Consider the following 12,281-nt stretch of genomic DNA (forward strand, 5'->3'; position numbering starts at 1 on the left):
CAGCAGCCCCAACAAAAAGAGACTTTTTATCAAAACAACTCATTCCCATACGGGCGGATCGTCCGCCCATTCCTCCGGTCTGCTCGCTGAATTCGAGGGCACCGTTTCCGGCCACCGCGACGGCCATGGTTTCGTATTGCGCGACGACGGCGAGGCCGATATTTACCTGCCGCCCAATGAAATGCGCGCGGTGCTGCACAAGGATCGCGTCAAGGCGCGCATCGTGCGGCATGACCGCAAAAACCGGCCCGAGGGCCGCGTGACCGAGATCATCGAGCGCTCCTCCAACCCCATCATCGGCCGCCTGTTGCAGGAAAGCGGCGTCTGGCTGGTCGCGCCCGAAGACAAGCGCTACGGCCAGGACGTGCTGATCCCCAAGGGTGCCACCGGCACGGCCAAGGCCGGCCAGGTGGTGGTGGTGCAACTCACCGAGCCGCCGGCGCTGTTCGGCCAGCCCGTGGGCCGCGTCAAGGAAGTGCTGGGCGAGATCGACGACCCCGGCATGGAAATCGAAATCGCGGTGCGCAAATACGGTGTGCCGCATGAATTCAGCGACGAGGCGCTCGCCTTGGCCCGCGCCTTGCCGGATGCCGTGCGGCCCGCCGACAAAAAGCACCGCATCGACCTGACCGACGTGCCCTTGGTCACCATAGACGGCGAAGACGCCCGCGACTTTGACGATGCCGTGTATTGCGAGCCGGCCAAGGTCGGCCGCGGCAAGGGCTGGCGCCTGCTGGTGGCGATTGCCGACGTGAGCCACTATGTGGAAACCGGCAGCGCCATCGACATCGACGCTTATGACCGCGCCACCAGCGTGTACTTCCCGCGCCGCGTGATTCCCATGCTGCCGGAGAAACTCTCCAACGGCCTGTGCTCGCTCAACCCCAACGTCGAGCGCCTGTGCATGGTCTGCGACATGCTGGTCAACGCCAAGGGCGAGGTCCACGCCTACCAGTTCTACCCGGCGGTGATGTTCAGCCATGCGCGCTTCACCTACACCGAGGTCGCCGCCATCCTGGCCAACACACGCGGCCCCGAAGCCGCGCAGCGCAAGGCGCTGGTGCCGCACTTGCTTGACCTGCATGACGTTTACCAGGCCTTGCTCAAGGAGCGCGGTGTGCGCGGCGCGGTGGACTTTGAAACCACCGAAACGCAAATCGTCTGCGATGAAGCGGGGCGCATTGAAAAAATCGTGCCCCGTACCCGCAACGTGGCCCACCGCCTGATCGAGGAGGCCATGCTGGCCGCCAACGTCTGCTCGGCCGACTTCATCTCGCAGAGCAAGCACGTGGGCCTGTACCGCGTGCACGAAGGCCCGACGCCCGAGAAGAAGGAGATGCTGCGCAACTACCTGAAGGCTGCCGGCGTCGGCATGACCATCGGCGACGACCCGGAGCCCGGCGAGTTCCAGCGCATCGCGCTGGCCACCAAGGACAGGCCGGACGCGCAGCAAATCCACTCCATGCTGCTGCGCTCCATGCAGCAGGCCATCTACACGCCGATGAACAGCGGCCACTTCGGCCTGGCTTACGAGGCCTACACGCACTTCACCAGCCCGATCCGGCGCTACCCCGATTTGCTGGTGCACCGTGTCATCAAGGCGGTGCTCAACAAGGCCAAATACCAGTTGCCGACCCTGCCCACCCCGGGCGAGGCCGAGGCCAAGCTGTCCAAGCGGCTGGCCTCGCGCGTCAAGGAACCCACGCAAAAGCCCAAAAAAGCCAGCGCCGACGAACTCGCCTGGCAGGCCGCCGGCCTGCATTGCAGCGCCAATGAGCGCCGTGCCGACGAAGCCAGCCGCGACGTCGAGGCCTGGCTCAAATGCAAGTACATGCGCGAACACCTGGGCGAGGAGTTCGGCGGCGTCGTCACGGCGGCCACCGGCTTCGGCATCTTCGTCACACTGGACGCGATGTATGTCGAGGGCCTGGTGCATATCACCGAGCTGGGCGGCGAATACTTCCGCTTCGATGAAGCACGCCAGGAACTGCGCGGCGAGCGCACCGGCATCCGCTACGCCATCGGCACGCGGGTGAGGGTGCAGGTCAGCCGGGTGGACCTGGACGGCCGCAAGATCGACTTCCGGCTGGTGAATGAAGGCCAGGACCTGGTCGGCCGCGCCATGAAGGACAAGACCGGCGGCCATGCCACGGAACTACCGGCCCAGGAGCGCGGCGCCGCGCGCCATGCCGCCGAGCCCCGGACCGGCAAGGCCGGCAAAAAACCGGCCGGCAAGCGCACGGAAACCCGCTCCGGCAGCCGTGGCAGCAGTTCGGGCCGCAGCGCCGGCAGCGAGCGCACGCCCAAGTCACCCATCCAGGCGCTGAAGGCCGCCGTCAAGAAGGCCGCCGGCAGCGCCGGGCGCAAGCAGGGCAAGAAGCCTCGCCGCTAGGCGTCCAGGAAATAGCCATGGATTGTTTTCCCCATCTTCTCTCGCGCAGGGCGGGCCGCGCATGCTGATCCGCATCCTGTCGTTTCTTCTTGAAACCATTTTTTTCCTGCTGATTGCCGCGGCCCTGCTGCGCGCCTGGATGAACTGGGTCCGGGTCAACATGAGCGCCCAGCCGGGCAGCTTTGTCATGGCCTTGACTGATTGGCTGGTCAAGCCGCTGCGCCGGGCATTGCCCAGGTCGCTGGCGCAGTCGCGGGTGGACTGGGCCAGCGTGATCGCCGCCGCCGTGCTGGCACTGGCCTATGCCTTGCTGTGGGCCCTGCTGTTCGGGCTGCTGCTGGGTGCGCTTGAGTGGGCGCCCGTGATCCTGCTGACGCTGCTGTCTTTTGCGCTCAAGATGCTGGTGCGCGTGGCGTTGCAAACCCTGTTCATCCTGGTGCTGGGTTTTGCCATTCTTTCGTGGGTGCAGCCCGGCTCCCCGGCCTACGCCTTGCTGGGCCGCCTCACCGAGCCCGTGCTGGCGCCGTTGCGCCGGGTGATCCCCGTCGTGGGCGGGGTCGACATCTCGGCGCTGGTGCTGATCGTGCTGCTGCAGATTGCCTTGATGGTCCTGGTTTAGCGGCCTGGCGATCTAGGCGTTGGCCAGCGCCGACGCCGTCAGCGCCTGCCCGCCGGCGGGCCATTCATCGGCCAGGCGGCCGTGGGCAAACACGGCGCCGCATGCCGCTTCAAAAGCCTCAACTCCCCCGGCCATGCGCGCCCCCAGCATGCCGGCCAGCACATCGCCCGTGCCCGCCGTGGCCAGCAGGGCGTTGCCGCTGCTGTTGATGGCGCTGGCCTGTCCAGGCGCGGCGATCACGGTTCCTGAACCCTTGAGCACCACGACGCACTGAAAGCGCTCAGCCAACTGGCGGGCGTGAACCAGGCGCTTGGCTTGCACTTCTTGGGCGCTGATCTCGGCCAACCGGGCGGCTTCGAGCGGATGGGGTGTGAGCACCGTCGCATAGCCGCGGCGGTGGCGGGCCGCGAGCTGGGTCTGCAGCTGGGTGTCCCCGGCGATGGCGTTGAGCGCGTCGGCGTCCAGCACCAGCCGCGGCGCGGCCGACAGCACCTTGGGCAGCACGGCGCGCACGGCATCGCCGCCGCCGCAGCCGCACACCACCACCTGCCGTGCCAGGTCCAGCGCCTCCGGGGCGCGGAACATCAATTCGGGTTGCTGGGGATCCGTGCTGAGCACCGGGCTGCCGAGCAGTGCCACATACACACGGCCCGCGCCCGCATGCAGCGCGGCCCGCGCGGCCAGCAGGGCGGCGCCCGCCATATGGCTGCGAGTTGTGGATTCCCCGCCCAGCACCGCCACGTCGCCAAAGCTGCCTTTGTGGCTGGCATGCGGGCTGGCATGCCTGGGCGCGCGCGAAGCCCGGTCGGCGCCCAGCAGCCAGGCATTGGGCGCCGGCGCGCCGGCGGTCGCTGTGCCCAGGTCGTCAAACCACACCTGGCCCGCATAGTCGCGGCCGTTCGCGGTGAACAGGCCCGGCTTCAGGGTCAAAAGGCTCAAGGTAAAGACATCTGAGGCTATGGCGGGCCCGGCGTTGAAAGTCCCGGTGTCGGCGTCCAGGCCGGTCGGCAGGTCCACCGCGAGCCGTGGGGCGGTACCGGCCTGCATACGCGCCAGCCATTCCCGCATCAAGGCCGAACCCGTCCGGGCCGGGTCCAGCGTGCCGCCTATGCCTAGTAGCGCGTCTATGCAGAAATCGAAGTCCTCGGGCGGCTGCGCGGCCATGGGCACGCCGGCGGCCAGGGCCCGTTCGCGCGAGGCCTGGGCATCGGGCGGCTGGCCGGTTTTTCCGGGTGGCAGGCCGGTCCAGGTCAGGCTCACGTTTTTGCCCCAGCGGTGCAGGTGCATGGCGGCCTCGAAGCCGTCGCCGCCGTTGTTGCCGGGGCCGCAGGCGACCCAGATACGCCGCGCGTGCGGCGCCAGGGCCAGCGCCAGGCGCGCGACCGACAGGCCGGCTCGCTGCATCAGCGTGTGCGGCGGCAGGCCGGTGGCGGCCAGCCGTTCAAATTCGCGGGTGGCCGCCACGCCGTGAAGCGGCTCGCTGAGGGCACTGGAAATTTTTCGCATGGCCCGATTGTGCGGCCGCGGGCGCAAAAAAGCCCGGCGGACCGGGCTCAAGCCAGGCGCGCGACGCCCAGGCCTTCCATGTCGATGTCGGTGTTTTTGCCGGCCATGAGGTCGGCCAGCGCGCGCGCGCTGCCGCAGCTGAGCGCCCAGCCGCTGGAGCCGTGGCCCAGGTTGAGCCAGAGGCCGGGGATGCCGCTGTCGCCGATGACGGGCGGCCCGTCGGGCAGCATGGGGCGCGCGCCTTTCCATTCCTGCACGCTGGAGCCGGTGTTGGAGAGCTGGGCCGCGCCGGGAAACCAGTCGTGCAGAACCTTGTAAAGGGTTTGCAGCGAGGCGGCGCGCTTGTTGTCCAGCGATCCGCCGATTTCGGCACTGCCGGCCACGCGCACGCGGTTGCCCATGCGCGAAATCGCAACTTTGTAGCGCTCATCCATCAGCGCGCTGCGCGGCGCGTTCAGGGGTTCGCGAATCGGCGCGCTGATGGAGTAACCGTAGACCGCTGCCATCGGGATCTTCAGGCCCAGCGGCCGCAAGAGTTGCGCCGAGGCCAGGCCCGCGCACATGACCACCCGGTCGAAGCCGCGCGGCGTGCTTTCACCGACGATGGCCAGGCTGGCGGGTTGCGCCTGCTCCAGCCGGGCCACCGTGGTGTTGAACTCAAAATTCACGCCCAGGCGCTGGGCCTCGTTCTTCAGCAGCAGCGCGAACTGCCGGCAATTGGCCACCTCATCGTTGGGCAGGTGCACGGCGCCCAGAAAGGGTGTGTCGGGGTTCAGTGCCGGTTCGATCTTGAGGACCTCCTCGGGGCCGATTTCCTTGAAGGCCACGCCCGCGTCGCGCAGCACCGCCAGGCCGGGTTGCACCAGCTTGCTGTCTTTTTCGGAACGCAGCAGCACCATGTAGCCGGGGCTGCCGTCGTATTCGAGCTGCAGCTCGGCCGTCAGGTGGTGCAGCCTTTCGCGGCTGTAAAAAGCCAGGCGCTGCATGCGCGCGCGGTTGGCCAGGTAGGTGTCCAGCTTGCAGGCGCGAAACCACTGCCACATCCACGCGAGTTCGCCGGCCGACAGCGGCAAGCCGAGCTTGACCGGGGCGTGGCGGCTGAACAGGTGGCTGAGGACCTTGCGCGGCATGCCGGGCGCGGCCCAGGGCGTGACGTAGCCGGGCGCGACCAGGCCGGCGTTGGCAAAGCTGGTTTCCTCGGCCGCTGCGCCGCGGCGTTCGAACACCGTGACCTCATGGCCGTCCAGTGCCAGTTCGTAGGCGGTGGTGATGCCGATGATGCCGGCGCCAATGACGGCGATCCTCATGCGAAGGCTCCGCGGCTGCGTGGCTTGGGCGTGGGACGCTTGGGTCGGGAAATCTTGTGGTGCATTGTTTTTTTTATGGATGAGCAGGCCGCGAGCCCGATCAGGAGGGAAGAGGGGTTTGCGGCGGTTATTGTTGTAGCGACTGCGCCAGGGCGGCTTCCACTTGCAGAGCCAGGTCCAGCACCGCGTCGTCATGCAGGGCCGCGTGCCACAGCATCAGGCCCACGGGCAACTGGCCGGGCGCGTGGCAGGGCAGGGAAATCGCGCAACCGTCGAGCATGTTAACCACGGAGGTGTTGCGCAGCAAAAGGCCGTTGACCCTGAAAAACTCGGTGTCGTCATTGAGCAAGCCGGCGATGGGCGGCGCGACCAGGGGTACGGTGGGCGACAGCACGGCGTCAAAGCCGTCCAGGCGCGCTTCCATGCGGCCTATCCAGTCCTTGCGCGCCGCCAGCAGGTCGATGTAGTCGGCCGCGCTCATGGCGGCGCCGCGCAGTATGCGCAGCGCGACACGCGGGTCGTAGCCGGCCTGGTGCTCGGCGATCAGCTTGCGGTGCCAGGCGTAGCTTTCGGCCGCCGACAGGCCGCCGGTGGCGTTGATGGCCGCCAGCTCGGTGATTTCCCCGAGTGGGATCTCCACGATCTTCGCGCCGGCCTCGCGCAAGACCTGCAGGCTGCGTTCAAAGGCCTGGGCCACGGTACGGCTCAGCGCGTCCTGCATCAGCGTGCCGGCCACGGCCAGGCGGTATCCGGACAGGGGCTTGCCGGTCAGTCCGACCTGGCGCGCCGCCAGCACCTCGTGCACGGTGATGGCGTCGCGCACCGAGCGCGTCAGGGCGCTCACGGTGTCCAGGCTGGTCGACAGCGGCACGGCGCCCGCGGTCGGCACCAGGCGGGCCGTGCTTTTGAAGCCGACGATGCCGCACAGCGCCGCGGGAATGCGGATGGAGCCGCCCGTGTCCGAGCCCAGGCCTACCAGGGCGGCGCCGGTGGCCACCGACACCGCCGCGCCTGACGAAGAACCGCCCGGGATGCGCGCCGTGGCCGGGTCGGCCGGATTGGCGGGCGTTCCGTAATGCGGGTTGATGCCCACGCCCGAAAAGGCGAACTCGACCATATTGGTGCGGCCCACCAGTGCCGCGCCGGCGGCCCTGAGCCGGGCCACCGCGGGGCAGTCGGCCTGGGCCGGGGCGGCTTGCGCCAGCACGTTGGAGCCGGCGGCGGTGACCTGGCCGGCCACGTCGAACAGGTCCTTGATGGACACCGGAATCCCGGCAAGCGCCAGTCCGGCATCGCCGGAGGGCGTGTTTTTCAGCGTTTCAGCCGGGTTTGCCGGCGAACCGGGCATAAAAACATGGCGGCAGGCCTCGCTTTGCGCGGCCAGGGCGGCCTGCGCCAGGATGTCCGTGGTTTGCACATGGCCTTCCTGGAGTGCCAGGCGGGCGGCATGGAGGTCGCCGGGGAAGGGGGGCTGGCTCATGGGATGGGAGGGGGCTCAGGAGAGGAGGGCGGAGGGATGTTATACTCGACAGGCTTTGCAAATGACGATTTTGTTGTTTGCAATGCAAATCGCAAATCAGCCACCCAAGGTGTTGTCCCGACAAGGGCGATAAGCGCTGATTTTAGACACAACCTTTTGGAGTATTTTTATGTCGACCACTATGCGCGAAATGCTGGAAGCAGGCGTTCATTTCGGACACCAAACCCGCTTCTGGGACCCCAAGATGGCCCCCTACATCTTCGGCCATCGCAACCGTATTCACATCATCAACCTGGAAAAATCGCTGCCGATGTACCAGGAGGCGATGAAGTTCGCCAAGCAGCTGTCCGCCAACCGCGGCACCATCCTGATGGTGGGCACCAAGCGCCAGGCCCGCGAAATCGTCGCCACCGAAGCCAAGCGCGCCGGCGTTCCCTATGTTGACCAGCGCTGGCTGGGCGGCATGCTGACCAACTTCAAGACGGTCAAGACCTCGATCAAGCGCCTGAAAGAGATGAAGGCCCAGCAGGAAGCCGGCCTCGAGTCCATCAGCAAAAAAGAACAGCTGACCTTCAAGCGCGAAATCGAAAAGCTTGAAAAGGACATCGGCGGCATCCAGGACATGAACGCCCTGCCGGACGCCATCTTCGTGATCGACGTGGGTTTCCACAAAATCGCGATTCTGGAAGCCAAGAAGCTCGGCATCCCCCTGATCGGCGTGGTTGACTCCAACCACTCGCCCATCGGCATCGATTACGTGATCCCCGGCAACGATGACTCCTCCAAGGCTGTGGCGCTGTATGCCCGCGGCATCGCCGACGCGATCCTGGAAGGCCGCGCCAACGCCGTGAACGACGTTGTCAAGGCGGTTTCCGCCGAGAGCTCGGACGAGTTCGTGGAAGTGGACAACGCAGCCTGATAGTTTTCGGCTCTGCGCCAGACGCGAAAAAGGGGCTCGCGTAGCCCCTTTTTCACAACTTAAACACCAAGAAGGGGTGGGCCCTGTCGGCCCGTCCCCGTGAACACGATAAACGGAGAATCAAAATGGCAATTACTGCAAGCATGGTCGCTGAACTGCGCGCCAAGACCGACGCCCCGATGATGGAGTGCAAGAAGGCACTGACCGAGGCAGAAGGCAACTTCGAAAAAGCCGAAGAAATCCTGCGCGTCAAGCTCGGCAGCAAGGCCGGCAAGGCCGCTTCCCGCGTCACCGCCGAAGGCGTGGTGGCTGCGCATCGCGAAGGCGATGTGGGCGCGCTGGTTGAAGTCAACTGCGAAACTGACTTCGTGACCAAGAACGACAGCTTCCTGGCTTTCACCAAAGGCGTGGTCGAAGGCATCGTCAAGAACAACCCAGCCGACGTGGAAGCCGTGGGCGCCATGCCCCTGTCGCTGGACGGTTTCGGCCCCACGGTCGAAGACGTGCGCAAGGGCCTGATCGGCAAGATCGGCGAAAACATGAGCGTGCGCCGCTTCAAGCGTTTTAGCGGCAGCAAGCTGGCTTCTTACCTGCACGGCACGCGCATTGGCGTGGTGGTGGAGTTTGAAGGCGACGAAGCCGCCGCCAAGGACGTCGCCATGCATGTGGCCGCGATGAAGCCCGTGTCGCTGTCCAGCGCCGAAGTTCCCGCCGAACTGGTTGCCAAAGAGCGCTCGGTGGCCGCTGCCAAGGCCGCTGAAGATGCCGCCAAGGCCCAGGCCGAAGGCAAGCCCGTGCAATCCGCTGAAATTGTTGCAAAGCGTATCGAAGGCGGCGTGCAAAAATACCTGAAGGAAGTCAGCCTGTACAACCAGACTTTCGTCAAGAACGACAAGCAGACCGTCGAGCAGATGCTCAAGGAAAAAGCGACCACGATCAAGTCCTTCACGCTGTACGTGGTGGGCGAAGGCATCGAGAAGAAGGTCGACGATTTCGCCGCCGAAGTCGCCGCCCAGGTCGCAGCCGCCAAGGCCGCTTAAGCACTCAGCCTAGCCGGAAGGCCGCTAAACTCCCCTTCACTTCAACCACAGAAAGCCCCTCACATGCCAGCCTACAAGCGAATCTTGTTAAAACTGTCAGGTGAGGCCTTGATGGGGGACGATGCCTTCGGCATCAACCGCGCCACCATCGTGCGCATGGTGGAAGAAATCGCCGAGGTCACCCGCATGGGTGTCGAGGTGGCGGTGGTGATTGGCGGCGGCAATATTTTCCGCGGCGTGGCGGGCGGCTCGGTCGGCATGGACCGCGCCACCGCCGACTACATGGGCATGCTGGCCACCGTGATGAATGCCCTGGCTTTGGGTGACACCATGGACAAGGCCGGCCTCATCGCCCGCGTGATGTCGGCCATCGGCATTGAGCGTGTGGTCGAGCCCTATGTCCGCCCCAAGGCCTTGCAGTACCTCGAAGAGGGCAAGGTCGTTATTTTCGCGGCCGGCACCGGCAATCCTTTTTTCACCACCGACACGGCGGCAGCGCTGCGCGGCGCCGAGATAGGCGCCGAGATCGTGCTCAAGGCCACCAAGGTCGACGGTGTGTACACTGCGGACCCCAAGAAAGACCCGAAGGCCACGCGCTACACCAACATCACCTTTGATGAAGCCATGGGCAAAAACCTCGAGGTCATGGATGCCACCGCCTTCGCGCTGTGCCGCGACCAGAAGCTGCCCATCAAGGTGTTCAGCATCTTCAAGCACGGCGCGCTCAAGCGCGTGGTACAGGGAGAAGACGAGGGAACGCTGGTTCACGTCTGAGCCTGCAGGGCTTGCTTTTTTTCGCTATAAAAATCCGGAGATCCGACCATGAGCATTGCTGACGTCAAGCAGCTGGCAGAGCAAAAAATGCTGCAGTCCATCGACTCGTTCAAGAACGGCCTGACCAAGATCCGCACCGGCCGCGCCAACCCCGGCCTGCTCGACACCGTGCATGTCGACTACTACGGCTCCATGGTGCCGATCAGCCAGGTTGCCAACGTGTCGCTGCTCGACGCGCGCACCATCAGCGTCTCGCCCTGGGAAAAGGGTATGGGCGCCAAGATTGAAAAAGCCATTCGCGACTCTGACCTCGGGCTCAACCCTGCGGCGCAGGGCGACCTGATCCGCGTCCCCATGCCGCCCATGACCGAAGAGCGCCGCAAGGAGCTCACCAAGGTCGTGCGTTCCGAGGGCGAGCACGCCAAGGTCGCGATTCGCAACCTGCGCCGCGATGCCAACGACGGCATCAAGAAACTGGTCAAGGAAAAACTCGCGTCCGAGGACGATGAGCGCCGCGCCCAGGACGACATCCAGAAGTTCACCGACCGTTTCATTGCCGAAGTCGACAAACTGGTCGCCGGCAAGGAACAAGACATCATGGCGGTTTGACGCTTCAGCGTCTGGCCTGAATTGTCCATGGCCACCACCTCCCATCCGGTCCCGCACCACATTGCCATCGTCATGGACGGCAATGGCCGTTGGGCGACCAAACGGTTTTTACCCCGCATCGCAGGCCACAAGCAGGGCGTTGATTCGCTGAGCCGCTGCGTGCGCGCCTGCCTGGAGCGCGGCATCGGCGTGCTGACGGTGTTCGCGTTCTCTTCGGAAAACTGGAACCGGCCTTCCGAAGAGGTGTCGGGACTGATGGAGCTGCTGGCCCTGTCGCTGGCCAAGGAAGTGCCCAGCCTCAATGAAAACGGCGTGCAGCTGCACTTCATCGGCGACCGTGAGCGGCTCTCCGACAAGGTCAAGGCCGGCCTGGCAAAGGCCGAAGGGGATACCTCTGCCAACAGCCGGCTGGTTTTGAATGTCTGCTTCAACTACGGCGGCCGCTGGGACATCGCGCAGGCCGCGCAGAAGCTGGCCAGCCGCGGCGAGGCCATCACCGAGCTGTCGCTGGACCGGGCCATGGCGATGGCGCACGTGCCCGACCCGGACCTGCTGATACGCACGGGCGGCGAACTGCGCATCAGCAACTTCCTGCTGTGGCAGGCGGCCTATTCGGAGCTGCATTTTTCCGACAAGCTCTGGCCCGAGTTCGATGAGGCCGCACTGGATGAGGCGATTGCCGTTTTTCGCACCCGCGAACGGCGCTTTGGCCAGACCTCCGCGCAGGTCAGCGGCCAGGGCAACAACCACAATGCAAAGGCGGCTTGATGCTTAAACAGCGTGTCATCACGGCGATTGTCCTGCTGGCCATCCTGCTGCCCGCACTTTTTTACTCCACCCCCCAGCCCTTTTGCGCCGTGGCGCTGCTGCTGATCGCAGCGGGTGCCTGGGAGTGGGGCCGGCTCAACGGCTACGGGCAGGGCGTTTCGCTGGGGCTGGGCCTTGTGAGCGTGGCGGCCTGCGCGCTGTCCTGGTACGCCGGCCTGCTGGATAAGTCCTTGCCCATGCTCTGGGCCGCCGCCGGCGCCGCCTGGGTGCTGGCCGGCGGCTGGTTGCTGCGCAAGGGCGTGGCCGGCTGGCCGCACATTCCCAAGGCACTGCGGCTTACTGCGGGGCTGGTCGCGCTGTGGCTGGCCTGGCTGGCCGTCGCCCAGGCGCGTGTCGCCGGTATCAATTTCCTGCTGTCCGTGCTGCTGCTGGTCTGGGTGGCCGATATCTTTGCCTACTTCGCCGGGCGCACTTTCGGCGGCCGCTTCAGCAAGGGCAAGCTCGCGCCTTCGATCAGCCCAGGCAAAAGCTGGGAAGGCGTCTGGGGCGGCATGGCCGGTGTGGTCGCGCTGTCGCTCGCCTGGGCCTATGCGGGCACCGCTTCGGGCGGCGCCGGCTTTTGGGGCGAGGCCACGCTTTACAGCCGGCTGGTAGCCAACCACGGTTTGTGGGTCATGCTTTTGGCGGTCATTTTCCTGGCAGCCATGAGTGTGGTGGGCGACCTGGTCGAATCGCTGATCAAGCGCAGCGCGGGCGTCAAGGACTCCAGCGGCCTGCTGCCCGGCCACGGCGGGGTGCTGGACCGCGTTGACGCCCTGTTGCCCACGTTGCCCCTGGCGATGATGCTGGTCACCCTTTAAGTCCGCC

At 65.7% G+C, this 12,281-nt stretch carries 11 protein-coding genes; 8 read left to right on the plus strand and 3 right to left on the minus strand.

Going from position 1 to position 12,281, the window contains the following annotated elements:
* Positions 1 to 79: 79 nt before the first annotated feature.
* Positions 80 to 2,392: a ribonuclease R gene (gene rnr, locus ACEN9P_RS21260; RefSeq protein ID WP_495622213.1), complete on the plus strand. Its 2,313-nt coding sequence runs from the start codon at positions 80 to 82 to the stop codon at positions 2,390 to 2,392.
* A gap of 61 nt (positions 2,393 to 2,453) precedes the next feature.
* Positions 2,454 to 3,011, plus strand: coding sequence for a YggT family protein (locus ACEN9P_RS21265; RefSeq protein ID WP_074579926.1), 558 nt, complete (start codon positions 2,454 to 2,456; stop codon positions 3,009 to 3,011).
* Positions 3,012 to 3,023: 12 nt separating this feature from the next.
* Here the strand turns inward: ACEN9P_RS21265 and ACEN9P_RS21270 are convergent, their stop codons facing one another.
* The 3 genes from ACEN9P_RS21270 to ACEN9P_RS21280 all read right to left on the minus strand — a co-directional run bounded on the left by ACEN9P_RS21270 (position 3,024) and on the right by ACEN9P_RS21280 (position 7,304).
* Positions 3,024 to 4,517: an NAD(P)H-hydrate dehydratase gene (locus tag ACEN9P_RS21270; protein WP_495620387.1), complete on the minus strand. Its 1,494-nt coding sequence runs from the start codon at positions 4,515 to 4,517 to the stop codon at positions 3,024 to 3,026.
* Positions 4,518 to 4,564: 47 nt separating this feature from the next.
* Positions 4,565 to 5,824, minus strand: coding sequence for a D-amino acid dehydrogenase (locus ACEN9P_RS21275; RefSeq protein ID WP_477662707.1), 1,260 nt, complete (start codon positions 5,822 to 5,824; stop codon positions 4,565 to 4,567).
* Between the two features lie 127 nt (positions 5,825 to 5,951).
* Positions 5,952 to 7,304 carry an amidase gene (locus ACEN9P_RS21280; RefSeq protein ID WP_495620388.1) on the minus strand — a complete coding sequence of 451 codons (1,353 nt, stop codon included), beginning with the start codon at positions 7,302 to 7,304 and terminating at the stop codon, positions 5,952 to 5,954.
* Between the two features lie 169 nt (positions 7,305 to 7,473).
* Here ACEN9P_RS21280 and rpsB point away from each other — a divergent pair, with 169 nt between their 5' ends.
* The 6 genes from rpsB (at position 7,474) to ACEN9P_RS21310 (ending at position 12,274) form a co-directional block, all read left to right on the plus strand.
* Positions 7,474 to 8,223, plus strand: coding sequence for a 30S ribosomal protein S2 (gene rpsB / locus ACEN9P_RS21285; protein ID WP_413329170.1), 750 nt, complete (start codon positions 7,474 to 7,476; stop codon positions 8,221 to 8,223).
* A 125-nt stretch (positions 8,224 to 8,348) separates the two neighbouring features.
* On the plus strand, positions 8,349 to 9,263 hold the full coding sequence (gene tsf / locus ACEN9P_RS21290; protein ID WP_477662709.1) for a translation elongation factor Ts: 915 nt from the start codon (positions 8,349 to 8,351) through the stop codon (positions 9,261 to 9,263).
* A 63-nt stretch (positions 9,264 to 9,326) separates the two neighbouring features.
* Positions 9,327 to 10,037 carry a UMP kinase gene (gene pyrH, locus ACEN9P_RS21295; protein WP_036838012.1) on the plus strand — a complete coding sequence of 237 codons (711 nt, stop codon included), beginning with the start codon at positions 9,327 to 9,329 and terminating at the stop codon, positions 10,035 to 10,037.
* Between the two features lie 48 nt (positions 10,038 to 10,085).
* Entirely contained in the window at positions 10,086 to 10,646 is a 561-nt protein-coding gene (frr, locus tag ACEN9P_RS21300; protein ID WP_007866405.1) for a ribosome recycling factor, read from the plus strand.
* Positions 10,647 to 10,673: 27 nt separating this feature from the next.
* Complete coding sequence (gene uppS, locus ACEN9P_RS21305; protein ID WP_477662710.1) at positions 10,674 to 11,414, plus strand: polyprenyl diphosphate synthase; 741 nt, start codon at positions 10,674 to 10,676, stop codon at positions 11,412 to 11,414.
* On the plus strand, positions 11,414 to 12,274 hold the full coding sequence (locus ACEN9P_RS21310; protein WP_495620389.1) for a phosphatidate cytidylyltransferase: 861 nt from the start codon (positions 11,414 to 11,416) through the stop codon (positions 12,272 to 12,274). Before uppS ends, ACEN9P_RS21310 begins: the two co-directional genes overlap by 1 nt.
* Positions 12,275 to 12,281: the final 7 nt, after the last annotated feature.

It is taken from the genome of Polaromonas sp. Polasp52 (assembly GCF_059491565.1).

Coding starts and splice junctions, on each gene's coding strand:
- ACEN9P_RS21275 (WP_477662707.1), bottom strand. CDS start 5,824: ATGAGGATCGCCGTCATTGGCGCCGGCATCATCGGCATCACCACCGCC.
- frr (WP_007866405.1), top strand. CDS start 10,086: ATGAGCATTGCTGACGTCAAGCAGCTGGCAGAGCAAAAAATGCTGCAG.
- ACEN9P_RS21265 (WP_074579926.1), top strand. CDS start 2,454: ATGCTGATCCGCATCCTGTCGTTTCTTCTTGAAACCATTTTTTTCCTG.
- pyrH (WP_036838012.1), top strand. CDS start 9,327: ATGCCAGCCTACAAGCGAATCTTGTTAAAACTGTCAGGTGAGGCCTTG.
- ACEN9P_RS21270 (WP_495620387.1), bottom strand. CDS start 4,517: ATGCGAAAAATTTCCAGTGCCCTCAGCGAGCCGCTTCACGGCGTGGCG.
- tsf (WP_477662709.1), top strand. CDS start 8,349: ATGGCAATTACTGCAAGCATGGTCGCTGAACTGCGCGCCAAGACCGAC.
- ACEN9P_RS21280 (WP_495620388.1), bottom strand. CDS start 7,304: ATGAGCCAGCCCCCCTTCCCCGGCGACCTCCATGCCGCCCGCCTGGCA.
- uppS (WP_477662710.1), top strand. CDS start 10,674: ATGGCCACCACCTCCCATCCGGTCCCGCACCACATTGCCATCGTCATG.
- ACEN9P_RS21310 (WP_495620389.1), top strand. CDS start 11,414: ATGCTTAAACAGCGTGTCATCACGGCGATTGTCCTGCTGGCCATCCTG.
- rpsB (WP_413329170.1), top strand. CDS start 7,474: ATGTCGACCACTATGCGCGAAATGCTGGAAGCAGGCGTTCATTTCGGA.